The sequence below is a fragment of the Mesorhizobium carmichaelinearum genome, from assembly GCF_900199455.1.
GTDB lineage: Bacteria > Pseudomonadota > Alphaproteobacteria > Rhizobiales > Rhizobiaceae > Mesorhizobium > Mesorhizobium carmichaelinearum.
Map to the genome: position 1 here is coordinate 105,691 of NZ_FZQR01000009.1, position 25,105 is coordinate 130,795.

Annotated in this window: 28 protein-coding genes; 15 read left to right on the top strand and 13 right to left on the bottom strand. The window is 62.9% G+C overall.

Annotated features, from left to right (window positions below; translation table 11 throughout):
* The first annotated feature begins 51 nt into the window (after positions 1 to 51).
* From CKW40_RS21205 to CKW40_RS21215, 3 genes are all read left to right on the top strand, one after another.
* On the top strand, positions 52 to 456 hold the full coding sequence (locus CKW40_RS21205; RefSeq protein ID WP_095201814.1) for a YciI family protein: 405 nt from the start codon (positions 52 to 54) through the stop codon (positions 454 to 456).
* Positions 453 to 1,694 (top strand): RNA polymerase sigma factor, encoded by a 1,242-nt coding sequence (locus tag CKW40_RS21210; RefSeq protein ID WP_095201815.1) that lies wholly within the window; start codon positions 453 to 455, stop codon positions 1,692 to 1,694. The genes CKW40_RS21205 and CKW40_RS21210 overlap by 4 nt, the downstream gene beginning before the upstream one ends.
* Before the next feature lie 172 nt (positions 1,695 to 1,866).
* Complete coding sequence (locus tag CKW40_RS21215; protein WP_143748351.1) at positions 1,867 to 2,679, top strand: hypothetical protein; 813 nt, start codon at positions 1,867 to 1,869, stop codon at positions 2,677 to 2,679.
* On the opposite strand, the gene CKW40_RS21220 is transcribed toward CKW40_RS21215, so the two are convergent.
* The 4 genes from CKW40_RS21220 to CKW40_RS21235 form a co-directional block, all read right to left on the bottom strand.
* Positions 2,571 to 4,133, bottom strand: coding sequence for a DHA2 family efflux MFS transporter permease subunit (locus tag CKW40_RS21220; protein WP_095201817.1), 1,563 nt, complete (start codon positions 4,131 to 4,133; stop codon positions 2,571 to 2,573). The genes CKW40_RS21215 and CKW40_RS21220 overlap by 109 nt on opposite strands.
* A 7-nt stretch (positions 4,134 to 4,140) precedes the next feature.
* Positions 4,141 to 5,244, bottom strand: a complete 1,104-nt coding sequence (locus CKW40_RS21225; RefSeq protein WP_095201818.1) for an HlyD family secretion protein — start codon at positions 5,242 to 5,244, stop codon at positions 4,141 to 4,143.
* Positions 5,241 to 5,795: a winged helix-turn-helix transcriptional regulator gene (locus CKW40_RS21230; protein ID WP_095201819.1), complete on the bottom strand. Its 555-nt coding sequence runs from the start codon at positions 5,793 to 5,795 to the stop codon at positions 5,241 to 5,243. The genes CKW40_RS21225 and CKW40_RS21230 overlap by 4 nt, the downstream gene beginning before the upstream one ends.
* A 172-nt stretch (positions 5,796 to 5,967) precedes the next feature.
* A complete protein-coding gene (locus CKW40_RS21235) occupies positions 5,968 to 6,948 on the bottom strand; it encodes a quinone oxidoreductase family protein (RefSeq protein ID WP_095201820.1) in 981 nt (326 codons plus the stop codon).
* Positions 6,949 to 7,045: 97 nt separating this feature from the next.
* Between CKW40_RS21235 and CKW40_RS21240 the strand changes: the two genes are divergently transcribed.
* Both CKW40_RS21240 and CKW40_RS21245 read left to right on the top strand, forming a co-directional pair.
* Complete coding sequence (locus CKW40_RS21240) at positions 7,046 to 7,453, top strand: winged helix-turn-helix transcriptional regulator (protein ID WP_095201821.1); 408 nt, start codon at positions 7,046 to 7,048, stop codon at positions 7,451 to 7,453.
* Between the two features lie 165 nt (positions 7,454 to 7,618).
* Positions 7,619 to 8,341 carry an MBL fold metallo-hydrolase gene (locus tag CKW40_RS21245; protein ID WP_244571250.1) on the top strand — a complete coding sequence of 241 codons (723 nt, stop codon included), beginning with the start codon at positions 7,619 to 7,621 and terminating at the stop codon, positions 8,339 to 8,341.
* 69 nt (positions 8,342 to 8,410) lie between these two features.
* On the opposite strand, the gene CKW40_RS21250 is transcribed toward CKW40_RS21245, so the two are convergent.
* Positions 8,411 to 9,016, bottom strand: a complete 606-nt coding sequence (locus CKW40_RS21250; protein WP_095201823.1) for an NADPH-dependent FMN reductase — start codon at positions 9,014 to 9,016, stop codon at positions 8,411 to 8,413.
* 92 nt (positions 9,017 to 9,108) lie between these two features.
* On the opposite strand from CKW40_RS21250, the gene CKW40_RS21255 reads away from it, so the two are divergent.
* Positions 9,109 to 9,477 carry a winged helix-turn-helix transcriptional regulator gene (locus tag CKW40_RS21255; protein WP_179298057.1) on the top strand — a complete coding sequence of 123 codons (369 nt, stop codon included), beginning with the start codon at positions 9,109 to 9,111 and terminating at the stop codon, positions 9,475 to 9,477.
* Positions 9,478 to 9,647: 170 nt separating this feature from the next.
* Here the strand turns inward: CKW40_RS21255 and CKW40_RS21260 are convergent, their stop codons facing one another.
* The 3 genes from CKW40_RS21260 to CKW40_RS21270 form a co-directional block, all read right to left on the bottom strand.
* The gene (locus tag CKW40_RS21260; RefSeq protein ID WP_095201825.1) at positions 9,648 to 9,851 is read right to left on the bottom strand and encodes a hypothetical protein; all 204 of its coding nucleotides are present in this window, start codon (positions 9,849 to 9,851) and stop codon (positions 9,648 to 9,650) included.
* A gap of 116 nt (positions 9,852 to 9,967) precedes the next feature.
* Positions 9,968 to 10,363 carry an acyl-CoA thioesterase gene (locus CKW40_RS21265; RefSeq protein WP_095201826.1) on the bottom strand — a complete coding sequence of 132 codons (396 nt, stop codon included), beginning with the start codon at positions 10,361 to 10,363 and terminating at the stop codon, positions 9,968 to 9,970.
* A 96-nt stretch (positions 10,364 to 10,459) separates the two neighbouring features.
* Positions 10,460 to 11,401: a phosphoribosylaminoimidazolesuccinocarboxamide synthase gene (locus tag CKW40_RS21270; protein ID WP_095201827.1), complete on the bottom strand. Its 942-nt coding sequence runs from the start codon at positions 11,399 to 11,401 to the stop codon at positions 10,460 to 10,462.
* A 219-nt stretch (positions 11,402 to 11,620) separates the two neighbouring features.
* Here CKW40_RS21270 and CKW40_RS43060 point away from each other — a divergent pair, with 219 nt between their 5' ends.
* A complete protein-coding gene (locus CKW40_RS43060; protein ID WP_143748352.1) occupies positions 11,621 to 12,226 on the top strand; it encodes an SMI1/KNR4 family protein in 606 nt (201 codons plus the stop codon).
* 197 nt (positions 12,227 to 12,423) lie between these two features.
* Here CKW40_RS43060 and CKW40_RS43065 read toward each other — a convergent pair whose 3' ends face one another.
* Positions 12,424 to 12,615, bottom strand: coding sequence for a hypothetical protein (locus tag CKW40_RS43065; protein WP_143748353.1), 192 nt, complete (start codon positions 12,613 to 12,615; stop codon positions 12,424 to 12,426).
* An 83-nt stretch (positions 12,616 to 12,698) separates the two neighbouring features.
* Here CKW40_RS43065 and CKW40_RS21285 point away from each other — a divergent pair, with 83 nt between their 5' ends.
* The 5 genes from CKW40_RS21285 (at position 12,699) to CKW40_RS21305 (ending at position 18,162) form a co-directional block, all read left to right on the top strand.
* Positions 12,699 to 14,315, top strand: coding sequence for a GMC family oxidoreductase (locus CKW40_RS21285; RefSeq protein ID WP_095201830.1), 1,617 nt, complete (start codon positions 12,699 to 12,701; stop codon positions 14,313 to 14,315).
* Positions 14,312 to 15,526: a mandelate racemase/muconate lactonizing enzyme family protein gene (locus tag CKW40_RS21290; RefSeq protein ID WP_095201831.1), complete on the top strand. Its 1,215-nt coding sequence runs from the start codon at positions 14,312 to 14,314 to the stop codon at positions 15,524 to 15,526. Before CKW40_RS21285 ends, CKW40_RS21290 begins: the two co-directional genes overlap by 4 nt.
* The gene (locus CKW40_RS21295; RefSeq protein WP_095201832.1) at positions 15,523 to 16,440 is read left to right on the top strand and encodes an NAD(P)-dependent oxidoreductase; all 918 of its coding nucleotides are present in this window, start codon (positions 15,523 to 15,525) and stop codon (positions 16,438 to 16,440) included. Before CKW40_RS21290 ends, CKW40_RS21295 begins: the two co-directional genes overlap by 4 nt.
* Before the next feature lie 159 nt (positions 16,441 to 16,599).
* Positions 16,600 to 17,001: a hypothetical protein gene (locus tag CKW40_RS21300; protein ID WP_244571237.1), complete on the top strand. Its 402-nt coding sequence runs from the start codon at positions 16,600 to 16,602 to the stop codon at positions 16,999 to 17,001.
* 192 nt (positions 17,002 to 17,193) lie between these two features.
* Entirely contained in the window at positions 17,194 to 18,162 is a 969-nt protein-coding gene (locus CKW40_RS21305; protein WP_095201833.1) for an ankyrin repeat domain-containing protein, read from the top strand.
* Between the two features lie 17 nt (positions 18,163 to 18,179).
* Here the strand turns inward: CKW40_RS21305 and CKW40_RS21310 are convergent, their stop codons facing one another.
* Positions 18,180 to 19,118 carry a diacylglycerol/lipid kinase family protein gene (locus tag CKW40_RS21310; RefSeq protein ID WP_095201834.1) on the bottom strand — a complete coding sequence of 313 codons (939 nt, stop codon included), beginning with the start codon at positions 19,116 to 19,118 and terminating at the stop codon, positions 18,180 to 18,182.
* A gap of 742 nt (positions 19,119 to 19,860) precedes the next feature.
* Here CKW40_RS21310 and CKW40_RS21315 point away from each other — a divergent pair.
* From CKW40_RS21315 to CKW40_RS21325, 3 genes are all read left to right on the top strand, one after another.
* Positions 19,861 to 20,295 carry a hypothetical protein gene (locus CKW40_RS21315; RefSeq protein ID WP_095201835.1) on the top strand — a complete coding sequence of 145 codons (435 nt, stop codon included), beginning with the start codon at positions 19,861 to 19,863 and terminating at the stop codon, positions 20,293 to 20,295.
* A 6-nt stretch (positions 20,296 to 20,301) separates the two neighbouring features.
* On the top strand, positions 20,302 to 21,432 hold the full coding sequence (locus tag CKW40_RS21320) for a hypothetical protein (protein ID WP_095201836.1): 1,131 nt from the start codon (positions 20,302 to 20,304) through the stop codon (positions 21,430 to 21,432).
* 163 nt (positions 21,433 to 21,595) lie between these two features.
* Entirely contained in the window at positions 21,596 to 22,117 is a 522-nt protein-coding gene (locus CKW40_RS21325) for a hypothetical protein (RefSeq protein WP_095201837.1), read from the top strand.
* Between the two features lie 4 nt (positions 22,118 to 22,121).
* Here the strand turns inward: CKW40_RS21325 and CKW40_RS21330 are convergent, their stop codons facing one another.
* The 3 genes from CKW40_RS21330 to CKW40_RS21340 form a co-directional block, all read right to left on the bottom strand.
* Positions 22,122 to 22,745, bottom strand: a complete 624-nt coding sequence (locus tag CKW40_RS21330; RefSeq protein ID WP_095201838.1) for a hypothetical protein — start codon at positions 22,743 to 22,745, stop codon at positions 22,122 to 22,124.
* A 14-nt stretch (positions 22,746 to 22,759) separates the two neighbouring features.
* A complete protein-coding gene (locus tag CKW40_RS21335) occupies positions 22,760 to 24,382 on the bottom strand; it encodes an FAD-binding oxidoreductase (protein ID WP_095201839.1) in 1,623 nt (540 codons plus the stop codon).
* Between the two features lie 204 nt (positions 24,383 to 24,586).
* Positions 24,587 to 24,829 carry a DUF1344 domain-containing protein gene (locus CKW40_RS21340; RefSeq protein ID WP_095201840.1) on the bottom strand — a complete coding sequence of 81 codons (243 nt, stop codon included), beginning with the start codon at positions 24,827 to 24,829 and terminating at the stop codon, positions 24,587 to 24,589.
* Between the last annotated feature and the right edge of the window lie 276 nt (positions 24,830 to 25,105).

Below are 25,105 nucleotides of genomic sequence, written 5' to 3' on the forward strand. Positions count from 1 at the left end.
GTCACTCGCCGTTCGTCGTATCATCGAACCAACCCAAACAAGGAGACGACCATGCGGTTCATGATGCTGATGATTCCCGGTGGCTACGCGGAGGCGGCGCCCGATGTCAGGCCCGACGCCAAGGCGGTAGAGGGGATGATGCGATACAATGAGGAGCTGAAGAAGGCCGGCGTGTTGCTGGCGCTCGACGGGCTGCATCCGCCGTCATCGGGCGCGCGGGTCAGCTTCAAGGGCGGCAAGCCAGTTGTCACCGACGGCCCATTCGCCGAGGTCAAGGAAGTGCTGGGCGGCTATTGGGTGATCGACGTGCGCTCGCGTGAAGAAGCCGTCGAATGGGCCCGCCGCTGCCCCGCCGGCGAAAATGACCTGATCGAAGTTCGCCGCGTCTTTGAGATGAGCGATTTCCCCGAGGACGTTCAGAAGGCGGCGGAAGGCTTCAGCGAGCTGATGGGTTGACGGCCACAGCCACCATCGAAGCGGTCTGGCGGATCGAGCAACCGAAGCTCACCGCCAGGCTCGTCCGCTATCTCAGGGATGTCGGGCTGGCCGAGGAGGTCGCCGGCGATGCCTTCCTGCTGGCGCTGGAGCGTTGGCCCCGGGACGGCATCCCGCGCAACCCGGCCGCCTGGTTGGCGCAGGTCGCCAGGAACCGGGCGCTCGACCGGCTGCGCCGCACCACCATGATCGACGGCAAGCATCGCGAACTCGCCATCGACCTCGCCGAACTGGAGCGCGAGATGCCCGACATCGAGGCGGCGCTCGACGAGGATATCGACGATGACCTTCTGCGGCTGATCTTCACCGCTTGCCATCCCGTCTTGCCGACCGAGCAGCGCGCAGCCCTTGCCCTGCGGCTGCTGGGCGGACTGTCGACGCCACAGATCGCCCGCGCCTTCCTGGTGCCCGAAGTCACGGTCGCCCAACGCATCGTGCGCGCCAAGCGGGCGCTTCGCGATGCCGCCATCCCGTTCGAGACACCGCGCGGCGAGGTGCGGCGGGAACGCCTCGCCGCCGTACTCGAGGTGGTCTATCTCATCTTCAACGAAGGCTATGTGGCGACCGCCGGACCGGACTGGCTGCGCGCCGATCTCTGCGGCGAGGCGCTGCGCCTTGGCCGTTCCCTGGCGGCGCTGATGCCTGATGAGCCCGAGGTGCAGGGGCTGGTGTCGCTGATGGAACTCAACGCCTCGCGCTTCCCCGCCCGCACCGGCAAAGCGGGCGAACCGATCCTGCTGCTCGACCAGGATCGCAGCCGATGGAACTGGTCGCTGATCCGGCGCGGCCTCGACGGCCTGAACCGCGCCATGACCCTGACATCGGCACCCGGCCCCTATCTCCTGCAGGCGATGATCGCCGCCTGCCATGCCCGCGCCGGGGCCGCCGCCGACATCGACTGGATCGCGATATCGGCCTATTATCAGGCGCTCGCCTTGGCGGCCCCCTCGCCCATAGTCGAAATCAACCGGGCGGTGGCCGTCGGCATGGCGTTCGGCCCGGCGCAGGGCCTTGCCATCGTCGAGGCGCTGAAGGACGAACCGCGCCTGAAGGACTCGCATCTCCTGCCCACCGTGCGCGGCGATCTCCTGGAGAAACTGGGGCGTCAGGCGGAAGCCCGCGCCGCGTTCCGCCAGGCCGCCGGATTGACCGGCAATGACAGGGAGCGTGCCCTGCTGCTCGCTCGCGCGGGTCACTAGGCCACCCGGCTGGCCGGCACGCACCCGCCCGCGAGCCCATGCGGTGACGCCGACTTCAATGCTTGTGCGGTGCGCCATGGGCTTGTTGGGCTGATGGCCAGCCTGTATCGTCCATGACTGTCTTGGCGGCGGCTCTCGCCTGCAAAGTGTTGCCGGCCATGGGAGGCGAACCTTGAGTTCAGTCCAGGCACAAGACGTCAACCAGATCATTGCCTATGGCAGCGGCAGGACCGCATTGAAATACATCGCCTTCTCAGCGCTTGTTCTCGTTGTCGGGCTCGTTGTCGCCTTCGGCAGGAATAACTGGCTGTTGGGTGTTCCCTTGGCGGCTGTGGCCGCCGTCGTGATTGTCTGGCAAATCAACGGATTGCTGACCGCCAAGCCACTGGTGCTGCTATCGCCGGCCGGATTGCGCCTCAATCTCGACGGCTACGTCTTTCTCGACATCCCCTGGCGGGAAGTGGCGGGTATTTCCTCGCTCGACCTTACCTTCGAGGTGTTGAAGAAGCGATGGTATGACTTCTCGGCGGACACGCCGAGGTATTCGTTGGGGAAAGAGCAGTACCGGGATGTCACCGCGCTGCAGGTCTCCGAGGCGTTCGCGGATAAAACGGTCTTGCCTCTATGGCGGGCTGTCAACCGAAACAGTCGGGGGTTAAGGCGGTTCGGCATCGGTATGGCGACCTTCACGCCCGCCCCGAACTCCACGGCCTCGCGGCTGAGCAACATTTTCCCCACGCAGGATGGCAAGCGGTTCGTCACACTGCCCCATAGCGTACTCTCCGTTGGCCGCGATCAGCTTCGTGCCGAAATCGAGGCCCGTTGGCACGCCTTCGGCGAAAGACAGCAACGGGCTAGCCAATCACCTTGGTCGCCTCAATGCGCGTCTGGAGGCGGCGCCTTCGGTGTGACATTGCGCAGGAACGGAACCAGCGCGGTGGCGATGACGAAGGCGGCCATGATCACCAGGAACGCATCGGCGTAAGCCATGGTCGAGGCCTCGCGATAGGCCAGCGCCCACAACTGCTTCAGCGAAGCGGTATGGCCGTCGGCGACGGCGCCGGGCAGTTGGCCATAGCGCAGCGCGACATTGTCGACGAGCCGCATCGCGGCCTCGTTCTGTGGCGTCAGATGCGAGGCGATGGTCAGGAAATGGAAGTTGGTGCGGTCGTTCAGGATCGCGCCGCAAATGGCGATGCCGACCGCACCGCCGAGATTGCGCATCGTGTTGAACAGACCGCTCGCATATTTCAGCCGTTCCGGCGGCAGGCTGCCGAGGCCGAGATTGACGCTCGGCGCCACCGCAAAGACCTGCGGGAAGCCGCGGAACAGTTGCGGGATCAGAAGCTCGGCCGCGCCCCACTGGCTGGTGATGGCGCTAAAGCTCCACATCGACGCGCCGAACGAGGCCAGCCCGAACATCATCAGCCAGCGCGTGTCGAAGCGCTTGGCGAGAAAGATGTAGACGGGAACGCCGACCATCGAGGCGACGCCGGTGGAAAACACCGCCATACCGGTCTGCAAGGCGTCGTAGCCCCTGACATAGCCGAGGAACAGCGGCGTCAGATAGATCGTGGCGAAGATGCCGATGCCGGTGACGAAGGACAGGAAGCAGCCAATGGCAAAGTTGCGGTTGCCGAAGGCGCGGAAATCGACCACCGGCTGCGAATAGGTCAGGCTGCGGATGACGAACAGGACCATGGTGACACTGGCAACGATGGCGCCGTTGCGGATCGTCGCATCGTCGAACCAGTTCCAGCGCGTACCTTCCTCCAGAACGTACTCCGCCGTGCCGAGACTGACGGCCATCAGAACCATGCCGATATAGTCGGCGCCTTTCAGCAGCGAAGGGTCGGCCTTGTCGATCTTGACCAGGGCCGCGACCAGGATGGTGATGATGGTGCCTGGAATGACGTTGACATAGAACAGCCAGTGCCAGCTCAGCGTGTCGGTGATCCAGCCGCCGATGACGGGGCCGAGCGTCGGCGCGATCGAGGCGATGCTGCCGACCACCGCGGCCGCATAGACCCGCCTCGGCCCCTGGAAATAGTGGAACGACGAGGTGAAGACCGTCGGGATCATCGACGCCCCGAGCAGCCCCTGCAGCGCGCGGAAGACGATCATGCTTTCGATGCTCCAGGCGAAGCCGCACAGCATGCTGGCCAGCGTGAAGCCGGCCGCCGAGATGGTGAACAGCCAGCGTGTCGAAAACACCCGGGTCAGCCAGCCCGACAACGGAATGACGATGATTTCCGCCACCAGATAGGAGGTTTGCACCCAGCCGATCTGGTCCTGTGCCGCCGACAGGCCGCCACCGATATCCTGCAGCGAGGAGGCGACAATCTGGATGTCGAGAAGCGCGATGAACATCCCGACGCACATCACCATGAACGGCAGGATGCTGACGAGGAAGGATTGCGGGGCGGCGCGCTCTGACATGGCGTCCTCAGCGCGACGCGGTATCGACCGTGACCACGGTGGACAGGCCCGGCCGCAGCGCAACCTTCCGCGCCTGGTCCGGGTCGATGGTGATGCGGACGGGAACGCGCTGGACGATCTTGGTGAAATTGCCGGTGGCGTTCTGCGCCGGGATGACGCTGAAGATCGCGCCGGTCGCCGGCCCCAGGCTGGTGACATGGCCCTTGAGCGGCGCGTCGGGCGCGATGTCGGTATAGACCGTCGCCGCCTGGCCGTCGGCCATGCTGCGCAACTGGTCTTCCTTGAAATTGGCATCGACCCACAGCCCTGTCTCCGGGACGATCGTCAAGAGATAGCTGCCCGGCGAGACATAGGTGCCGACCTGTGCCAGCCGGTTGCCGACAAGGCCGTCGATGGGCGAGCGGATCTGCGTGAAGCCAAGATCGAGCTCAGCCGTGTCGAGATCGGCCTTGGCGGCCAAAACCGCGGCGGTGGCTTCCGATATCTGCGTGTTCAGCACATCGAGCTGTTGCCTCGCCGCTGCAAGCCCGGCGCGGGAGGCGGAAACGGAGGCCTTCGCCTGGTTGTCGGCGGCAAGGCTTCTCTGCGCGTCCTGCTGCGTGCCGGCCCTGGTGCTGGCCAGCACCGCATAGCGTTGAGCATCCTGGGCGGTGAACGCAGCGGCGGCACTCTTGGCGTCGAGATCGGCCTGCGCCTGCTCGATCAGCGAATTCTGCAGCGAGACCTGGGCGCGGAGATTGTCGAGGGCCGATTGCTGCTGCTGGACGGAAGCCTGCGCACGCTCCACCGCCGCCTTAAACGGCCGGTCGTCGATGCGGATGATGAGCTGGCCAGCGGCGACATGCTGGTTGTCCTCGACGAGGATCTGGTCGATGTGCCCCGCGACCCGTGGCGCCAGCGGCGTGACGTTGCCGCCGACATAGGCATCGTCGGTGGAGACGAGGAATCGGCCGGCCTGCCACCACTGAAAGCCATACCAACCGGCAATGCCGATGGCGATCGCGGCGCCCAGCATGACGAACGGCTTGCGACGCTTTTTGGCGGGCGCGGGAATCTGCACGACGGATGGCTGCGCAGGCTGCAACTCGGCAGCGGAGAGAACCTTGTTCATTGGCGGCGTGCCTCATCCGACCTGTGTTCAATCACCGTGTTGTCGGTAAGCGGCAGGCCGGAGCCTTCGCTGCTGAAGCTATAGCGCTGCCGCATGCGGTCGGTGGCCTTGGGTGCCGTCGCCATGGTGAAGCCCTCGCTGTCGAGCTCCTTGCCGGTCTGGCGGTCGACCAGCACCGGCTCGGCCCAGCGCCCGTCAGCCTTGTCCACCACCACGAGGCTCGGGCCCTCGGGGGCCAGATGCTTGTTGCCCCAGGCGAGCAGGGACAGCAGCACCGGGCGGAAATCACGTGCCTTGGCGGTCAGCACATACTCATGACGCAGCGGCCGCTCGCAGTAAGCGCGCTTTTCGAACAGGCCGCGCTCGACCAGGCTGTTCAGCCGGCGCGTCAGAATGTTGGGCGCGATCTCCAGGCTTTTTTGAAACTGGTCGAAGCGCGTCAGCCCCTGGAAGGCGTCCCTAAGCAACAGGATGCTCCACCATTCGCCGACATCGTCGAGGCTGCGCGCGATGGGGCACGGGCGTGTTTCGAAGCTTGTTTTGGCAACCATGGCCGGAGTCTCTTTCAAAATGAAAGTGACTTATAGCCGAGTTAGTTGCATTATGCAAGTCACTCGGATGTGATCGGAAAGAGGTGGCTTTCGTCGTTGGGGGATCGTGGATGGAGCCCCATCCGGCCCACTGGGTGAAACAGATCCCAACGGGTACGCCGCTGGTCGCCGGTCAAGCCACCAGCACGACCTTGCCGGTCGAGCGGCGCTCGTCTAGCAGCCGGTGCGCTTCGCCGGCCTGGTCGAGCGAGAAACGGCCGCCGATCGCGACCCGCAGCCGGCCGCTCGCCGCCAGTTGGAACAGCTCGGACAGGCTGGCCCGCAGCACATCAGGGGATAGCAGCGGCAGCAGCGCGAAACCCCTGAGCGACTGGTTGCGGCCGATCATGGTTTCCAGCTCGGAGGCCGCGAGCCCATAGCGGCCAAGCGCCGCGAACACCAGCTCGCCACCGGGCGCCAAAGCCTGCAGCGACTGCGCCGTCAGCGCGCCGCCAACCGTGTCGTAGATGATGTCGGCACCCTGCCCATCGGTGGCGTCGCGGACATGTGTAGGCCAATCCGGATGGGCGTAGTCGATGGCCACTTCGGCGCCGAGCGACAGGGCAAGATCGAGCTTGGCCTTACCGCCGGCAGCTGCGATCACCTTGGCCGCACCCTTTAACTTTGCAAGCTGCACCAGCAGCGATCCGACACCACCGGCAGCCGCCGGCACCAGCACCGACTTGCCCTGAGGCGAGCTCTGGCGCAGCAAATGCAGCGCCGTCAGCCCCTGCACCATCAGCGCTGTCGCGTCTTCGAACGAGACGTCATCCGGCAGCGGCACGGCCAGATCGGCCGACATCGTCACCTGCTCGGCATAGCCGCCATAAGAACGCTGCGAGGCAAACAGCGGCGCGGCGACACGTCTTCCCAGCAGCGCCGCATCCACCCCTTGCCCGACGGCTTCGACAACGCCCGCCACTTCCACACCGGGAAACATCGGCAGTTGCGGCGTCACCGCGTAGCAGTCCACGCGCATCAGCACCTCAAAGAAGTTGATGCCGGCGGCGTGCACCCGGATCAGCACCTCGCCGGCCTGCGGCACCGGCGCCGGCAGCTCGACGACCTCGAGCACCTCGGGGCCGCCGAAGCGGCTGAATTGGACGGCTTTCATGGCAAACTCCAATCGCACTGGCATCGGCGGTGGTTTGCCACTATCTGCGAGGCCTCGACTACACACTCATTTGTCCCCTGCTGACCAGGAGGTGACCATGGCCGGTTCGCCCACAAAAATGCCGATCAAGCGACTGCCGATGCTGCCGGCGGAGCGGGCGCTGAAAGTGATCGCCGGGCGCTGGAAGGCGGTCATTCTCTACCACCTCTTCGATGGTCCAAGGCGGCTGTCGGCGCTCAAGGCACTGATGCCTGGTATCACACAGAAAGTGCTGATCCAGCAGCTGCGCGAAATGGAGGAGCACGGCCTCGTCAGCCGCGAGATCTTCGCCGAAGTGCCCGCGCGCGTCGAATATTCGGCAACCAGCCTAGGCCTCAGCCTCGAGCCGATCCTGCTGGCGCTCTGCCAGTGGGGCCAGCACCACGCCGACGAACTAAACGAGAAGCATCGCCTCGCCGACTGCATCATCCGGCCAAGGCAGGCCCAGCATGCGCACCTGGCATAGACCTCATTGGCGGGACGGGTTGCCGACACCGGCTGCCCATCGCGGACTGACGATTGTCTTCAGAACGGATCGGCAAAAATGCATCGCATAGCCTCGGGCGAACTTTATCAGACCTACACTCTTGGCGACCTGCGCATCACGGCCTTGCGCGATGGCTATGTCGACATGCCGATCAGGCGGCTTCGGCAAAACGGCGACAAGCCTTTTGGCGATGACTTGCCGGACCAGGTCACGCTGGTTGATGGTCAACTCAGGCTCTCCGTCAACGCCTTCGCGATTGACGATGGAAACGAGATCATCTTGATCGATACTGGCGCCGCGAATGCCTGGCACCCCACCATGGGCCGCCTTCCCCAGGCGCTGGACGAAGCCGGCATCGATGTCGAAAAAGTCCGCGCCGTCTGCTTCACCCATACGCATCTCGACCACATCCATGGCCTTGTGCTTGCTGATGGCCGGGACGCTTTCCCGCGTCTGTCGCGCTTGCTCGTTCCCCGGGAGGAACTCGGCCTCTTCCGCATCGTCGCGCGGCTCGAACGGTTTCACGACATGGCGGAACCATTCGAGGCCGGAGACCGTATCGGGACGCATGTCGACGTTATTGACGCTCATGGCCATGAAGTGGGTCATAGCTGCTTTCGCGTTTCGAGCGGCGGCGAGAGCATTTTGATCTGGGGCGATACCGTTCACGTCCCGTCGCTTCAGTTCGATCGGCCCGAGGTGACGTGGGAATTCGACACGGATCAGGATCAGGCGCATGAGAGCCGGTTGCGGCTGCTGGCGCTGGCGGCGGACGATCATTGTTTCGTCGCCGGCGCGCATCTGGACTCGCCCGGTATCGGCCGTGTCGTCCGGTCTGGCGGCAGCTTTCGATTTGAGCCGCTATAGCCGCTTTGATTGAAAAGGGCGGCGCATGCGCCGCCCCGTATCCCTTGGGAGGATAATCTCAAAGAGCCTTCAGGCCGCCTTGACTTCCTCGGCAAGCGCGTCGGCATCGCGGGCCTTCTTCAACGCCTTGGCCCACCAGGCGACGTCGTTGACCAGAGCCGTGGCGGCCTGGTTCAGGTGCTCGAGATCTTCGAGCTTCTTCTCGCCCTGGCGGACGGCGAGGTAGTCGCCCCAGGCGATGTGGACGGCGGACTTGACCGGTGCCATCTGTAGCTCGACGGCATGGAGGCGGAGCTGCTCGACCGCACGGGCGCCACCGACACTGCCATAGCCGACGAAGCCCGCCGGCTTCTTGTTCCATTCATTGGCGGCGTAGTCGATGGCGTTCTTCAGCACGGCCGTCGGGCCGTGATTGTATTCGGCGGCGGTGAAGATGAAGCCGTCAAATTCGGCGACCTTCTTCTGCCAGCGCTGCGCCACCTCGTTGGTCGACGGCACCCAGGCGGAGGAGGCGACTTCGTCGAAGAACGGCAGCGGGAAGTCCCTGAGGTCGACGATCTCGACGTCGATATCGGCATGCGACTTGGCGATCTTGGCGATCCATTGGGTCGGTGTATCGGCGAAGCGCGCGGCGCGCGTCGAACCGACGATAATGGCGATTTTCGGCTTTGACATGGGGGGCTCTCCATTCCAGTAAAAAGCTGGTATCGTTTAGATACCGGCGCTATATGAGATACTGTCAACTGCCGACGCAAGGGGGCACCGTTTTGTTACTGAGGCACCCGCACAACACCGAAGACTGCCGCGCGATTTCGGAAATCCTGCAGCGCGTCGGCGACAAATGGACCGTGCTCGTGGTCGGCAAGCTGGGCGGCGGACCGCTGCGTTTCAACGAGTTGCGCGCGGCTGTCGGCGGCATCTCGCAGAAGATGCTGACCACCACCTTGCGCGGGCTGGAACGCGACGGTTTCGTCACCCGCACCGTGTTCCCGACCATTCCGCCGCGTGTCGATTATGAGCTGACCGAACTCGGTCACGAACTGTTGATCCCGGTCAGCGCGCTTGGCGAATGGGCGCGCAGGAACACCCAGCGCGTCCAGGCGGCACGCGAAAAATTCGACGGCATGCATGGCTGAAACCCTTGCGTCGCAAGGACTCTAGCGTTTCGCGGTGAGCGAAACCGCCTGACGGCAAGCGTGTACGCGATCCTCTGAACGCGGCCTGGGCAGCTTTGTCTCATGGCGCTCGGGGCAGACCAGCACACAGGCTACTTTGACGACGACAATCGCGGGCCAAAGGCAGCCCTTCAGGCTCTCGGCGACAAGCCCTCGCAAGGCGTCGTGCCGCAGGTCGTGCATGTCGTGGCCGGCTTGCGGTCACCCTTGCCGCCTTGCAAGCAAGTCGTGTGCGGAACGTCGTTTTTGACTTCGGCATAGGCGGTGACGCCGAGCAGGCAGACCAGGGCGACAAGGGCTGCCACGAGCCAGCTGTTCAGCATGTGTTGACGCATTGTCTTTCCCCCAACGCCGGCACAATCGGGCGTGAAGGCAACCATTGGATGTCGCGGAACGCATCGCCCGCGCCGGCGATGTTACAATTGCGCTGGATTGGAAAACCGGGCTTTCGTCAACCCTCGGCCGGAACGGCCTTCGGCTTGCCCTCGCCGTCCAGCGCCACCATGACGAAATCGGCGTGGGTGACCTTTTCCATCAGATCGGACAGATAGCGCTGCGCCCAGGCCTCGACCTTCAGCGTCATCGAGGTACGGCCGACGCGTTCGACATGGGTGTAGATGCACAGCGTGTCGCCGATCTTCATCGGCTTGGCGAAGGACATTTCCTTGACCGCCGCCGTCACCACGCGGCCCCGGGCGCGCTCGGCGGCGCGGATGCCGCAGGCAAGGTCCATCTGTGCCATGACCCAGCCGCCAAAGATATCGCCGGCTGCATTGGCGTCCGAAGGCATGGCCAGCGTGCGCAGCGTCAGGTCTCCGATCGGCCGTCCGTCCGCGTATTGCACCATGCGAGAAATCCCTTGAGATCGAGGGCTCGAGATCGATTGCCCTCGATCCCGTAGCGTCACGGCGCGGACGCGTCAACGCGGCATTGGATGGGTCCGCTAGAAGTAGCGCGCGAGGTTCGAGCGGATGCGATCGAGAACGGTGTCCCCGGAAACGTCGGGAACGAACGCCTTGCCCGTGATCGCCTCGTAAGCCTGCGCATAGATGCGAGAGGCCTGTTCGACAATCTCGTCGGGGATCGTCGGAATAGGATCCTTGTAGGGATCGCAGCGCGCCGCCACCCATGAGCGGATGAAATCCTTGTCGAAACTCTCCGGCCGCGTGCCGCTTGCCAGCGCCTGTTCGTAGCTCCCCGCGATCCAGTACCGGCTGGAGTCCGGCGTATGGATTTCGTCGGCCAGGATGATGGTGCCGTTTCTGTCGGTGCCGAATTCGTATTTGGTGTCGGCGAGGATCAGGCCGCGTTCGGCGGCGCGCGTCTGGCCGCGGGCAAACAATTTCAAGGCATAATCCGAGACGGTGTCCCACTGCGCCTGCGTGAGCAATCCCTGTTCGAGGATCTCCGCCCTCGACAGCGGCTCGTCATGGGCGCCATCCGCCGCCTTGCTCGTCGGCGTGATGACCGGCTCGGCCAGCTTTTCATTGTCGCGCAGCCCGTCGGGCAGGCGCATTCCATACATGTCGCGTTCGCCGCGCTTATAGCGCGTCAGGATCGAGGTGCTGGTGGTGCCCGCGAGATAGCCGCGCACGACGATCTCGACCGGCAAGATATCGAGCCTTGTGCCGACGACCACATTGGGGTCGGGATATTCGAGCACATGGTTCGGGCAGATATCGGCGGTTTCCTCGAACCAGTAGCGTGCCGTCTGCGTCAGTATCTCGCCCTTGAACGGGATCGAGGTCAGGATGATGTCGAAGGCGCTGAGACGGTCGGTGGCGATGATGATGCGCTGGCCGTCGGCCAGGTCGTAATTTTCGCGGACCTTGCCCTTGTAGTGGCCCGGCAGCTCGGGAATGAAGGCATCCGACAGGGTCCGCATATGATTTCCTGCCTTCCGCAGAGTGGCCAGAGCAAAATGATGCCCTCGCATAAGCTGTCGACCCCATGCATATCAAGCTCCATTGTCGGTATTCCCCGCAACTCGACCTCTCGCCTGTGTTGCCGGTATGCTGCACGGCGCACGCACTAACGGTAGAGCGCGCACCACCATTGATGGACAGTTGACCGGTCCAGAAACCTCAGGGAGCCGCCAGGAGCAATGCGCACGCAGAAAGAATGGTCGAGCGAAGACGATACTCGTGCATACAGAGAGCTCCGAGCCCTGGTCGACAGGTGGAGACGCCTCGGTCAGAAACCCTATCCGGATGGAACAGAGTGGATCGGCCATACGCCACATCGTGCGCCTGAAGCGTATTTGCATCAGCTGTATGCACCACTTGGCGTCATCGGAATTGGGCAGATGGAGTCTGAAATTTCGAACCGAATTCCAGATAATTTCCGCCGTTTTCTCATGCTTCACAACGGGATAGGTCTGTTTGCGAATTATATAAGCATATACGGGCTGCGAGGTAGCTGGTCACGCACAAATCTGGTGGAGGCAGGTCAACAACCCTTCTCCATAATGGAACCGAATGTGAAGAGGCGACCTATCAGTGCACCGGACGATATTCTCTTTGTTGGCTCGCTCGGCCACAATAGAGATTTGATTGCTATGAATCCGGATGGGAGGGTCTTTCAGTGGGCGAGCACTCTGTCCGGTTTGGCCAAATCCTACTCAAGCGTGTTCACCTTCCTGCTGGAAGAAGCCAATAAAGCTGGGGCCCTGTTCGATCCTCATGGGCGCGAACGCGGCTCCTATAACTGAGCTTCAAAACCTTGGCTAATATTCAAACTGTCAGGCGGGGACCGTTACATGGCACGTCGTATTCGTATCGACTTCGCGGTGCCTCCTGACGATCATGACCTCAACTTCAGGATATGGATATTCGCCGAGGTCTCTATCGCGCCCTGCGATCGAACGAGCTTGCGTCGCTTTCGCTCGACGACGTCGACCGTGTCTCATCACGCCTCGACATCCCCGTTCGATCGAAAAGGAAAGTGCGCCGCGCCGTCACTGTTATCGAACAAGTGCTGGAGACGCATATCCTGACGCAGGTCGCGAGATTGTCGGTGACCGACGAAGATGGACAGCTTGTTGATTGAACCGGCATGCTCGGTGTCGATTGCGACATGGCCGCCGGTCGCTTTTTTCACAACGCATGCCGGAAGGCGCGGCGACTCGGCGAACCCATGGCGTCTAGGCTGCGGCCAGATTTCCGGAGCCGCCCAGAATTATCATGCAGACTTATGACTTCATCATCGTCGGCTCCGGCTCGGCCGGCTCGGTTCTGGCGGACAAACTATCAGCCTCGGGTCGTTTTTCGGTGCTGGTGCTGGAAGCCGGCGGCACCGACCGCCGCTTCTACGTGCAGATGCCGCTCGGCTACGGCAAGACATTCTTCGACCCCGCGGTCAACTGGAACTACAAGACGGAAGCCGATCCCGGTCTTGGCGGCAATGTCGACCACTGGCCGCGCGGCAAGCTGCTCGGCGGCTCGAGCTCGATCAACGCCATGGTCTGGATCCGGGGCGCGCGCGAGGATTTCGACGACTGGCGCGCCGCCGGCAATCCCGGCTGGGGCTATGACGATCTGCTGCCGATCTTCAAAGCGCTTGAGGACAATGAGGCCGGCGCCGACAAATGGCGCGGCACCGGCGGTCCCCTGCACATCAGCGAAACGGCGAACGCCGTCCATCCGCTGACCAAGCGCTATCTCGCCGCCGGCCAGCAGGCCGGCCTGCCGCTCAACCCCGATTTCAACGGCGCGGCACAGGAAGGCGTCGGCACCTACCAGATCTCGACCAAGAACGGCCGCCGCATGTCCGCCGCCCGCGCCTTCCTGCGCCCGGCGATGAAGCGCGGCAACGTCCGCGTCGAGACGAACGCGCTGGCAAGCCGCATCCTGTTCGAAGGCAAACGCGCCGTCGGTGTCGAATATCTGCAGAACGGTCAGACCAAGACGGCGCGGGCCGGCCGCGAAGTCATCCTTTCCGCCGGCTCGATCAACTCGCCGCAGCTCATGCAGCTCTCCGGCGTCGGCCCGGTGGCGCTGCTCAACGGGTTGGGCATCCCGGCCGTCCACGCCAACGAGAACGTCGGCGCCAATTTGCAGGACCATGTCGGCATCAACTACACCTTCAAGGGCAAGGTGCCGACGCTGAACCAGGTCCTGCGCCCCTGGTGGGGCAAGCTGCTGGTCGGCATGCAGTACATCTTGACGCGTTCCGGTCCGCTATCGCTGTCGATGAACCATGGCGGCGGCTTCTTCCGCACCGACCCGGCGTTCTCGCGCCCCAACATGCAGCTCTATTTTCAGGCCTTCTCGACCGTCATCCCGAAGAGCGGCGAACGGCCGATCCTGACGCCCGACCCGTGGCCTGGCTTCTCCATCGGCCTGTCCAATTGCCGCCCGTCGAGCCGGGGCGAGATCATGCTCCGCTCCAGCAATCCGCTGGACTACCCAAAGATCACCGCCAACGCCTATTCCACCAATGCCGATGTCGAGGAGATGCTGGCGGCGGTGAAATTCGTGCGCAAGATCGCCTCGATGCCGGCCATGGCCGAAATCATCAGGGAAGAGGTCCTGCCCGGCCCGTCGATCCAATCGGACGCCGACCTGATCACCGATTTCAGGAAACGCTCCGGCACCGTCTATCACCCGGTTTCGACCTGCCGCATGGGGCCTGATCCCCAGCGCTCAGTCGTCGATCCGCGCCTGAAAGTGCACGGGCTTGAAGGCTTGCGCGTCATCGACGCCTCGATCTTTCCCGACAACATCACCGGCAACACCAACGCCGCCTCGATCATGACCGGGTGGAAGGGCGCCGAACTGGTTCTGGAGGACCAAAAATGAAGATCACCGACGTCAAGACCTGGGTTGTCGGCAACCCGCCGCCCGGCATCGGCGGCAAGTATTTCATCTTCGTCAAGCTCACCACCGATGGCGGTGTGGTCGGCTATGGTGAGGCCTACAACGCCACCTTCTCCGCCCATATCACCGCGAAGATGGTCGAGGACATGGCCGAGCGCTATCTCGTCGGCCGCGATCCGCACGACATCGAGAATTTCTTCCGCCGCGCCTATTCCTCCGGCTTCACCCAGCGCCCCGACGTGTCCGGCATGGGCTGCTTCTCGGCGCTCGAAATGGCGTGCTGGGACATCATCGGCAAGGAGGCGAACAAACCGGTCTACAAACTGCTCGGCGGCCAGGTGCATGAGACGCTGCGCTCCTACACCTATCTCTATCCGCACACCGGCAGTGTCCATTCCGAGGACGCGCCAGACGGCAGGAACGTCTACAACGACCCCGAAATGGCGGCGGCCTGTGCGCTCGAATATGTCGAGCAGGGCTTCAATGCCGTCAAGCTCGACCCAGCCGGCCCCTACACCGCCTTCGACGGCCACCAGCCGCGCCTCATCGACATCGACGTCTCCACCCGCATGATCAAGGCGATCCGCGAGGCGGTCGGCACCCGCGCCGACATATTGTTCGGCACGCACGGCCAGTTCACCGCATCGGGTGCGCTGCGCATGGCACGCGCCATCGAGCCCTATGATCCCTTGTGGTTCGAGGAGCCGGTGCCACCTGACATGCCCGAAGTGATGGCGCAAGTGGCGCGAGGCACATCGATCCCGATCGCCACCGGCGAGCGGCTGACGACCAAATTCGAATTCGCCCGCGTCATCGAGAACCGTGCGGCGACCATCCTGCAGCCGGATCTCGGCCGCTCCGGCGGCATTCTCGAAACCAAGAAGATCGCCGCCATGGCCGAGGCCTACCACATCCAGGTCGCGCCGCACTGCTATTGCGGCCCGATCGTCGGTGCCGCCAACATCCAGCTTGCCGTGACCTTGCCCAACTTCCTGATCCTGGAGTCGTTGAAGCAGTGGGACGGTTTCCACGCCACGCTCCTGAAGAAGAAGATCGAGTGGCAGGACGGCAATGTCATCCCGTCGAAGGAACCGGGGCTGGGCGTCGAGCTCAACGAAGCGGTCTGCGATGCGCATCCCTACACCGGCAAGGATTTGCACCTGCAGATGATGCAGACACCGTTGATGCCGTGAGCGAACGCTACGCCTTCATCGGCCTCGGCCATCTCGGCGGCAACCTTGCCGCCAGCCTTATCCGCAACGGCTTTGCGGTCACCGTCTTCGACCGCGACCCGTCTGCCGTCGAGCGTCTCGTGGCGCTCGGCGCCACCGCCGCCAACAGCCCGGCCGAGGCGGCGGCGCGGGCGGACAATGCCATCTCTTGCCTACCCTCGCCCAAGGTCAGCGAGGCGGTGCTTGCCGGGCCCGGCGGGTTGCTCGAAGGCCTGCCCAAGGGCGGCACCTGGATCGAGATGTCGACCAACGGCCGCGACGAGATCGTGCGCCTCGCCGCCCTCGCCTCCGCCAAAGGCGTTGAGACATTGGAGTGCCCGGTCACCGGCGGCGTGCATCTGGCGGCGGTCGGCAAAATCACCGCGCTGGTCGGCGGCGATGCCGCCCTTTACGAACGCCATCGCGCGGCCATCGAAGCAATGTGCGCAAAATCGTTCCTGATGGGGCCGATCGGCTCGGCGGCGGTGATCAAGGTCATCACCAACATGCTCGCCTTCATCCATCTCGTCGCCGCTGGCGAGGCGTTGATGCTGGCGAAAAAGGGCGGGCTCGACCTCGCCCAATCCTACCACGCCATCGTCGCCTCCTCCGGCAACAGCTTCGTCCATGAGACCGAAAGCCAGCTCGTCCTCAACGGCTCCTACGATATCGGCTTCACCATGGACCTGGCGCTGAAGGATCTCGGCTTCGCGTTGGGCATGGGCAAGGATTTCAGCGTGCCGCTCGAGCTGGCATCGCGCGTCAACGCGATTTTCGAGCAGGGCAAGGCTGCTTATGGCGGCAGCGCCTGGTCGACCCAGATCGTCAAATTGCTCGAAGACGCCGTGGGAACCGACCTGCGCGCGCCTGGGTTTCCGGCCAAATTGGAAGTCTGACTGGCGGCCGAAAAACCAAGCAATTTCATCTTCTTGAATAGATAGCCGGATTCAGTTCCGCAAACACTTGAATCAATCTCGCAGCCGCTTGATTCAGAACCTCAGCTCGGCTCAGATAAGCCCATGGCGGGAAAGCCGGGTCGGCTTTGGGGGTGGTTCATGTATCTGGCAGTCGTTGTGCTGTTGATGGGTGTCTTTCCCGTCGCCTCGATCCTCATCGAATCCTTCGCATTCCACAGCGACGCCGGCCTCGTGTTTCTCGTCGGCAAGTGGTTCGTCTTCTGGGCGGTGGGCATGCGGTTGCTGCTTGCCGGAGTCAGGCAAATAACAAACCCGGCCTTCACCGCCGACGCCATTTTCGGCATCAAGGACAAGGCGGCGGAGGTCATTGTCCGCGAGCTGGGCTTCGCCAATTTCGCCATCGGCGTGGTTGGCGGCCTGTCGCTGCTGAACCGCGAATGGGTGGTGCCAACGGCTATCGTCGGCTGCCTGTTTATGGCTTGGCGGGCGCCCTGCATCTGCGCAGTGGCCATCGCAACAGCAACGAAAACATCGCCATGATCTCGGACCTGTTCATCTTCGTGGTGCTGGCGCTCTACCTCGCCGCGACGGTTTTCAAGCAGGCTTAGACGGCGAGTGTCGATGCGCGTCGGGCAGCATTCCGAAAGTGGTCCGTGTTCGGCCTCGCGACTCGCCGCTAAATGTCTTGAAGCGACCACTCGTCATCTCAGAACCTTCGTGTTGGAAACAGATATGAAGAGACTGACCTTGTTCGTATTTCTGGCCCTGTGTGGATTTGACAACGCATCCGCGGCTGCGGAAAGGCACGCACCTTCATCCCTTCCAAAGGATTTGAGCAAGCTGGAGGGGATGTACTGGTATAATTTCAAGAACGGCCTCGTAGACGGTACGGAATATGAGTCTACGGACGTCCTCGAATTGGTCCCATACGACAAGGATTCCGTCTATTTCAGGGCATCATTGCAATTCTACAATGGGCACACGTGTTCAATATACGGGATAGCCGAGCGAGACGACACACGGCTTACCTACTACGACACCACCAGTGGAAATGGGTGCGTGCTGCATGTCGTCCCGACTTCGAAGCGCATTACTCTAGACGACCCGACGGGCCAGTGCCGGAACATGACTTGCGGTGCCAGGGGCAGTTATGGCGGCGAAGATTTTTCACCGAAGCACAAGAAGAAGATCACCTACATGGCCGTGCTGAAAAACTCTTCCCAGTATCGGGAAGCGGTGGTGGACTATGAAAGGTTGAAAAATGCCAAGGCGCACGGGATTGCCCCTGAGTGGTCCAACGCGAAGGCCATGCTTGGAATTTATGCCTTTTGGGGGAACCTGGAAGGCGTGAAGCAGGCCTTGATGCAGGGAGCCGATTTGGAGTTCAACGGCAAGCAAGGATGGGGTCCGGTATCAGGCGCCGGGTATAGCCGGAACATAGACATCACGCAGTTGCTGCTTGATCATGGCCTAAACATCAACAAGATGGAAAATGGCAAAACCCTGCTGTCCCACGCTGCTTACAAGAGCCCGGGACAGGCAAGCGGCGACCAGCAATTTGGCTATATAAAATGGCTGCTCGACAAAGGGGCGGACGCCAACATTGTCGACAGAGATGGGCTGAAGCCTGTTGATATAGCCATCAAGTCAAAGGCCGATACGCAGATCATTGATTTACTGAAGACCAAGACCGCCCCCTAACCGCTCAACAACTGGACTCAATATCTCAGCGTCAGCGCGCCGGGCAGCATCTCGAAGGTCGCCGGTATGCGTCCGGGCGACTCGCCATCTATATCGACCAGCGCGCCATTCTTCTCGACATCGCCGAGCGGTTCGACCACCACTTTCTTGCCGCGCAGGATGGTGATCGCCGGATGGTTGCGGTGCCGGCCGCCATAGAGCAGGCGGATGTCCCAGATCAGCTTCAGCTTGCCTGCCGCGCGCAGGATGACGATGTCGAACTGCCCGTCGGTCAGTTCGGCGTCGGGCGCGATCATCATGCCGCCGCCGAAGAATTTGCCGTTGGCCACCGCCACCAGCGCCATGCGCGCCTCGACCGGCGTGCCATCATCGACGGTGATCCGCACATCCTGGAAGCGGTAGCGGATGAACTCGACCACGGTGCGCCACAGGAACAGTGCCTTGGCCGACATCTTGCCCTTGCGCTTGTCGGCATTGACCGCGCGGTCCGTTGCCCCTGAGAGGCCAAGGCTGGCAATGTTGATGAAGTGGCGGCTGGCCAGCGCGCCATGGTCGTCAATGTAACAGATGCGGCCGGCATCAACCTTGCGCCCCTTCGCCTCGGCGATCCGCTTCAAGGTCGCGTCCACCGCCTTCGGCAGGCCGAGCCCGCGCGCGAAATCGATGCCGGTGCCGCACGGCAGCAGGCCAAGTTCGGTCGTCTTGCCGCTCTCTTCGGACGCCTGCAGCAGCCCGTCGGCCACCTCGCTCGCCGTGCCGTCGCCACCGGCGGCGATCACCAGGTCAAAGCCGGTGGCGGCGAGGTCGATGGCCAACCGTTCGGCGTCGCCCTCGGCCTGCGTTTCGCGCAACTCAAAATCACCGAAGTGCTTCTTCAGCGAGGCGCTGACCTCAGGCCAATGCCGTTTCAGCCGGCCGCCGCCGGCTATCGGATTGAGAACCACCCCGACTTTCAAAACGCACCCTCCCCGGCGCCGGACATACACGCCCGATCGTTTGCCGGCATTGAAGCCCGCGCCAGCCAGCGGAGCAAGGGCCACTGTCGGTCGGAGCACCAAAAAGCGGGGGCAGGCTGTCTAAGGCAGCCGGCGTCGAAATTCCGGGGTTCTTCGCAAACGGTCCCCGATAATCCCGCTATCCACAGGCCCAGGGCCATTCCCCAAGACCCTTACCCGGCGTACGTTAAACCCATCTCAGGCGGCCACTGATCGCCCAGCCGAAAGGCGAAAGTGAAAGGCGGATTTCCTGAGGCCCGTACGGCCCGAAGCGAGAACAGGCTTGCCTGTTTCGAGGGACGGAAGCCGAGAGCTACGGGGCCGCGGAAAGCGTGCCAACGCCGACGGCGGACCGATGCTGCCATGAAGGACGGCAAAAACCTTCGATGGCCGCAGGGCAAAGCCCGCAAGGGTGGAGACCGGCGAGGTTCTGAACGGACGCTGCTCTCGGGTAGCGGACTGGCAGGACCGTCAAAATCAAGGCCGGCATGGCGCGACGACTTTACGGAAGTTGCTGCCGCGACCGTGTCCTGATCTGACAGGGAGGCGCTGGGAGAAATCCCGGCGCCGACTGTCTTTTGGCCCTCCCGATGTCCTTTGCCGGCGATCTTGCGGGCGCCGCTTCACCGCGCGCTAAAATCGGTTAGTATCCCAGCGTCGTCAGAGTCCGTTTGCGAATGGGCTCGTAGAAGGGGGATACTTCATGACGCTGATCCAGAAGCTTGCGGTTGCCTATGCTTTCCTGTTCTTCGGCGTCGTCGCCATCGGTTACATACCGGCGTTCAACGATGCCAACGGCAATCTGTTCGGTCTGTTCTCATTGCAGTGGTATGACGACCTGCTGCACGCTTTCTCCGGCGTCTGGGCGCTGGTCGCCGCCTTCATCTCGCACCGCCTGGCGGTTTTCTATTTCAAGCTGTTCGGCTCGATCTATCTGTTCGACGGCGTGCTCGGGCTGATCACCGGCTCCGGCTGCCTCGATGCCGGCATCTTCATCAACGGCTTCCGCTCCCTCAACGACATCGAGTTCCCCGCCCGCTTCTTCGCCAACCTGCCGCACCTCGTCATCGGCGGCTTCGCCGTCTATGTCGGCTTCTGGCTGTCAAAGCGCATACACGACCACTTCGCCACGGCCTGACCGGCCATGTTCCTGTTCCGCTGGCTGAAGCGCCTCATCAAGACGATCGTCTGGCTGATCGTCATCATCATCCTCATCCCGGTCGTCGGGTTGAGCTACGGCTTCCTGACCACCCCGTCGCTCGACAAGACGCCGCTGCCCGGCATCGCCGATGGCGCGCCGCCCAAGGCGCTGGCCGACAAGGTCCGCGCCGAAATCCCCGGCTACCAAAGGCCCGAGGAATCGACCTTCCTCACCTACCCCGAATGGGCGATCGTCTACGCAGCGCGCGAATATGCCGGCTTCGTCGCCAAGGACGAGCCGAGCGGCTTTCCCTATTGGTCCTATGTCGGCCGCTTCTGGCAGGATTACGCAACGGTGATCCGCGCCAGCTCCCCCTACAAGTTCAACTATGCCAACCACCAGATGCTGGTCATCATCGGCACCAGCCACTCGATCGAGCACATATTGCAATGGACCTATGAGAACACGGTCGGCCGCATCACCGAGGCGACATCGGCCAAGCGCACCGCCGCCGACATCTACCAGGCCAAGGTGGCGGCCGACTACGCAGGCTTTCTCGACCAGGTGCCGTGGTACCAGTTCCCCTATGCCGAGAAACGCGCCGGCCTGTTTGCCGTGCAGCCGGCCCCGGGTGACAGCTCCGTCCGCACCAGCGAACGCAAGCTCGCCTTCGGTCTCGCCGATACCATCAAGCAGGGCTATGCCGGCCTGATCAAGAAGGCGCTCGCCGCCACCTCCGACCCGGCCTTCCTCGATATCCATGTCTGGGCCAAGGGTCCGGTCGGCGAAGCCACCCGCAACGAGCCCGACACCTTGCTGGAACGCGATTACGGCGCCGATGGCACCATCTTCGTCACCAAGCGCTATCAGGTGTTCACCGACATGATCCCGCGGCTGATCGACAAGGGCGTCTCCTTCGTCGAGATCGGCGGCAATGACGAGATCATGGTCACGGTGCTCTCGACCGACGCGATCACCGTTCCCGAAGGCATGCACATCTTGTTCAGCTATCCGCTGCCGGCGGACACCTCGACGCGCCGCACCGGCATGGTCGTTGCCGTGCGCAAGCTGCATCTGGTGCTGCCGTCGCTGATGAAAGCAGGCGCAAAACTCGAACACGTCTACGATTATTGATGCCTTTCGGCCACGCCCAGCCAGGATCAGGCGTGCCGCCATGCTCATTCCACAATCGCGGCCAAATCCCGCCTTGTTCGCGCGCGATGGAATGGTGCATGTTGCCTGAAGGGCGACATGCACCTGAATGGGCTGCCGGGGGGCATCTCGAAGGGACAAGACCGTGATCAAGACCGCCCTTGTCGCCATGACCATTGTCGGCTGCGACTGTGACGCCAAGCTGTGCGAATATATCGGCGAGACGCCGGCCAAGTGGTCGACCATCGCCGAGTGCGAAGCCGCGATGAAGAGCCAGATCCTGCATCAGCGCAATTTCAACTATCCGCTGGTCTCCGGCATCTGCCGCACCAAAGGCTCGGCGTCCTCCTCGCAGCTGGCCGCCACCGCGTCCCGCCCGGAACTGAAGCCCGCTAGCAGGATTGTGCGGACGCAAAGCCCGCTGCCGCCGGAACTGAGCCATCGGCCGAGCGTCCCGGTCGGCACGCCGACGACGGCCGTGGAAGCGGACGCCGCCCGGCCCGTCGCCTATGAACAGGTGGTCGATGGCGGAACCGGCGTGCTCTACCGCACCAAGAACGGCTATGCCGTGGTCAAGACCGATCTCGGCCGCGCCGCTTCCGCGACCGCCGACGCGGCAAAGCGTTCGGTGAACTGGCTGGCTGGCCTGGTGCCGACGGGGCTGTAGCTCCCTACATCTTGACCTTCAGCTTCTCCCAGAACTTGTCGATCAGCGGCTGTTCGGTGGCCAGGTCCCCGCTGCCGACGCGCGTGATGAACAACAGCCCCTGATCGGCAAGGCCGTAGCCGACGATCTCGAAATACGCGGTCTCGGTGCGCGTCTTCACCTCGGCGCGGATGCCGGTCAGTTCCTTGCCGTCGGCGAGCTTGCGCGTCGTCGGCTGCTGCGTCAGTTCGGCGCCGGCTTGCACCGATTCCCTGGTCATCTCCTGCAGCATCAGCTGGTTGAGCGACACCGGGTTCATCTTGCCGTATTCCTGCACCACGACGATCGTGCCGAGCGCCGAGGCCATCAGATATTGCGTGATGTTTTCGCCGAGATCGGTCTTGGTCACCGAAATGCTGCTCGGATGGACGAAGGAGAAACTGTCGCCGGAAAAGGTGGCGAAGTCGTTGCGTTGGAGCGTCACCTTGCTCTGCTTGCCGCCGGGCAGCGTCACCGTTGTGCTCTCGCCGGGATCGATGTCGACGGCCACGCCGTCGATCGTCAGCTTGAACGCCTTGAGGTCCTCGGCTCCGGCCGGTCCAGCGCACAGCGCGATGAGTGTGAGGGCTGCCGCCGATACCATCCGCATTGACTGTTCTCCTGCTACGCAACCCCGCTCAGTGCCTTGATGGCACGGTAGAAGGTCGAGGAAAACAGTTCCGTCGGGTCAAATTGTCGTTTCGCCGCCAGGAAAGCCGGGAGCTCCGGATAGGAGCCCAGCAACTCCTTCGCCGTGTAATGCAGTTGGTAGGGCAGGAAGAACCGCCCGCCATGCTTGATCGTCACGTCGATCAGCGCCCGCGTCAGCGTCCGCATCCTGGCATTGCCCTCGGCATCGGCCGGCTGGTTGATGTAGAGCACCAGCGAATAGGCCGGCTCCGGCGCGTAGGTCAGCGCCACATCCTCCTTGTGGACGATGCGCACCGAGGCGTTGAGCACCGGCAGGGACTGGTTGCGCAGGATCTCGCGCGCTTCGGTGATGAATGGATTATACGCAGCCCGTGGAATAAAATATTCGTGCAGTATGTCGGTCTCGTCCATCATGTCGTTGAACAGATACGGCACCGAATCGTGCATCGGGTTGTTGCGGGTGACGAGGCAGGCTTCACCCTGGGCCATCGCCGTCGTGCGCGCCACCGTGCAGTTCTCGAATTTCGGCTCCAGCGTCTTTTCGGTGAACCACTTCAGCTCCTGGAACAGGCTGCCCCATTTCGCCAGGTTGATGATCACCCGCTTCAGCCCGACCGAGCCCGGTTCGCCGATATCAGGCTGGTCGGCCGGCGGCTCGTCGGCCACCTTGTCGTAGCGGTAGACGATCATGTCCTCGAGGAAATTGCCCGGCGCCGTCGACAGATGGCCGTAGAACAGGCCGATATCCTTGTTCGGCTCCAGCACCTCGGCGAAGAATTTCGGGAAATCGTCCGATTTGATGATTTCGCGCGAGGTGCGGTAGACGGCGTTGTCGACGATATCGAGCGTCGCCTCCAGCACCACGCCGAACAGGCCATAGCCGCCGACGACATGGCGAAACAGCTCGCTGTTCTCGGTTGGCGAGCAGGTCGTCACCGACCCGTCGGCCAGCATCACCCGCATCGAGCGGATCGAGCCGGCAACCGAGCCCGCCTGATGGTCCATGCCATGCGCATTGACCGACAGCGAGCCGCCGACCGAAAAAATGTCGGTCGACTGCATCGCCTTCACCGCGAAACGCGGATGCAGCAGGTTCTGGATGTCGTGCCAGCGCGCGCCGGGCTGCAGCGTCATGGTCTTGGCCGCCGCATCGACGCTGACCTTGTTGAATTTCTTGAGGTCGAGCACCAGCGCGTTGTCGTCGAAGGCATGGCCGCCCATCGAATGGCGGATGGTGGCCAGCGACACTTTCAACCCGTTGGCGCGGGCGAAGGCCAGCGCCTTGGCGATATGGTCCTCCTCGCTGATCTCGACGACGCCATAGACCGGCGTCCGCGACAGGCCGCTGGCATCGTTGATGTCGCCGCCTTTGGCCGACCAGGGCAGCGAAGGATCGAAGGCCGGCGGATTGGCGATCGGCTTCAGCGGCAGGGCAATGCCATCGATATCGGCGATGCGTCCGGCATTTTTCGGCCCCGAGGGCCCGCGTGCCAGCCGTGCCATGGTGGTTCCGCCCCACAGCACCGCGCCGCCGACGACAGCCACACCGAGCACCAGCCGGCGCGACAGGCGGAACCCGTTCTGTTCGTCAGCCATGCAGATCCCCCGTTGGCCAAGGGATAGCGCGGCTCTTTGGCAAAAACCATAGGGGCGCTGCCGGGGCAGCGTTCCGCCACTTCAGTGGCCCGGCGATGAGTCAACAGGAGCATGAAAATGGCCGATCCCCGAAGGAACCGGCCAAGATTGGAGCAGGGGCTGAAAAGTCCGGTCAGCAGGTCTGCTGACGCATGACGCTCGTGTCTACGAAGCCTTCTTGATCGACGTCACCATGCCGGTCTTGTCATCGACGGTCACCGCCACCTTGGCGCCGACCTTCAGTTTGCCGATCTTCGCTTCCGGCGACAGCTGGTAGATCTTGCCGTCGTCGAGCGTGATCGACTTGGTCGTCGGATCGACCGCCTGGATGGTGCCCTGAACGGACGCGGCATAGGCCGTACCGAGGAAGGCGAGCAGAGCGGCGGTGGTTAAGAGGGTTCTTTTCATCGGATGTACTCCGTGCTGTTTCGGTTTTCCGGGCCGTCGCCTTGGGTAACGACGGCACCGAACGAGCCGACACTGGGCCGGAAAGCCTGCTAGCCGCAAATCACGTTGAGTGAATTTTCGCAAAGGAAATCATAGGCTTAATTCTGACACATTGCTTGCGGCTGAAGCGATTTCCAGCCGTATTGTTTGCCTCGGCGCGCGCCGTTCGTCCACGAAAAGAATCGTTTAGCCGATTGCGGCAGGCGGCTCGCGGCCACCACGCAGCCGCCGTATTTT

What these genes read in the sequence shown, in the direction of transcription:
- CKW40_RS21225 (WP_095201818.1), bottom strand. Translation starts at nt 5,244, where the DNA reads ATGAACAAGGTTCTCTCCGCTGCCGAGTTGCAGCCTGCGCAGCCATCC.
- CKW40_RS43060 (WP_143748352.1), top strand. Translation starts at nt 11,621, where the DNA reads ATGCGCACGCAGAAAGAATGGTCGAGCGAAGACGATACTCGTGCATAC.
- CKW40_RS21270 (WP_095201827.1), bottom strand. Translation starts at nt 11,401, where the DNA reads ATGCGGACCCTGTCGGATGCCTTCATTCCCGAGCTGCCGGGCCACTAC.
- CKW40_RS21260 (WP_095201825.1), bottom strand. Translation starts at nt 9,851, where the DNA reads ATGCGTCAACACATGCTGAACAGCTGGCTCGTGGCAGCCCTTGTCGCC.
- CKW40_RS21205 (WP_095201814.1), top strand. Translation starts at nt 52, where the DNA reads ATGCGGTTCATGATGCTGATGATTCCCGGTGGCTACGCGGAGGCGGCG.
- CKW40_RS21315 (WP_095201835.1), top strand. Translation starts at nt 19,861, where the DNA reads ATGACGCTGATCCAGAAGCTTGCGGTTGCCTATGCTTTCCTGTTCTTC.
- CKW40_RS21320 (WP_095201836.1), top strand. Translation starts at nt 20,302, where the DNA reads ATGTTCCTGTTCCGCTGGCTGAAGCGCCTCATCAAGACGATCGTCTGG.
- CKW40_RS21240 (WP_095201821.1), top strand. Translation starts at nt 7,046, where the DNA reads ATGGCCGGTTCGCCCACAAAAATGCCGATCAAGCGACTGCCGATGCTG.
- CKW40_RS21305 (WP_095201833.1), top strand. Translation starts at nt 17,194, where the DNA reads ATGAAGAGACTGACCTTGTTCGTATTTCTGGCCCTGTGTGGATTTGAC.
- CKW40_RS21300 (WP_244571237.1), top strand. Translation starts at nt 16,600, where the DNA reads ATGTATCTGGCAGTCGTTGTGCTGTTGATGGGTGTCTTTCCCGTCGCC.
- CKW40_RS21290 (WP_095201831.1), top strand. Translation starts at nt 14,312, where the DNA reads ATGAAGATCACCGACGTCAAGACCTGGGTTGTCGGCAACCCGCCGCCC.
- CKW40_RS21245 (WP_244571250.1), top strand. Translation starts at nt 7,619, where the DNA reads ATGCCGATCAGGCGGCTTCGGCAAAACGGCGACAAGCCTTTTGGCGAT.
- CKW40_RS21230 (WP_095201819.1), bottom strand. Translation starts at nt 5,795, where the DNA reads ATGGTTGCCAAAACAAGCTTCGAAACACGCCCGTGCCCCATCGCGCGC.
- CKW40_RS21220 (WP_095201817.1), bottom strand. Translation starts at nt 4,133, where the DNA reads ATGTCAGAGCGCGCCGCCCCGCAATCCTTCCTCGTCAGCATCCTGCCG.
- CKW40_RS21265 (WP_095201826.1), bottom strand. Translation starts at nt 10,363, where the DNA reads ATGGTGCAATACGCGGACGGACGGCCGATCGGAGACCTGACGCTGCGC.
- CKW40_RS21335 (WP_095201839.1), bottom strand. Translation starts at nt 24,382, where the DNA reads ATGGCTGACGAACAGAACGGGTTCCGCCTGTCGCGCCGGCTGGTGCTC.
- CKW40_RS21250 (WP_095201823.1), bottom strand. Translation starts at nt 9,016, where the DNA reads ATGTCAAAGCCGAAAATCGCCATTATCGTCGGTTCGACGCGCGCCGCG.
- CKW40_RS21330 (WP_095201838.1), bottom strand. Translation starts at nt 22,745, where the DNA reads ATGCGGATGGTATCGGCGGCAGCCCTCACACTCATCGCGCTGTGCGCT.
- CKW40_RS21285 (WP_095201830.1), top strand. Translation starts at nt 12,699, where the DNA reads ATGCAGACTTATGACTTCATCATCGTCGGCTCCGGCTCGGCCGGCTCG.
- CKW40_RS21235 (WP_095201820.1), bottom strand. Translation starts at nt 6,948, where the DNA reads ATGAAAGCCGTCCAATTCAGCCGCTTCGGCGGCCCCGAGGTGCTCGAG.
- CKW40_RS21340 (WP_095201840.1), bottom strand. Translation starts at nt 24,829, where the DNA reads ATGAAAAGAACCCTCTTAACCACCGCCGCTCTGCTCGCCTTCCTCGGT.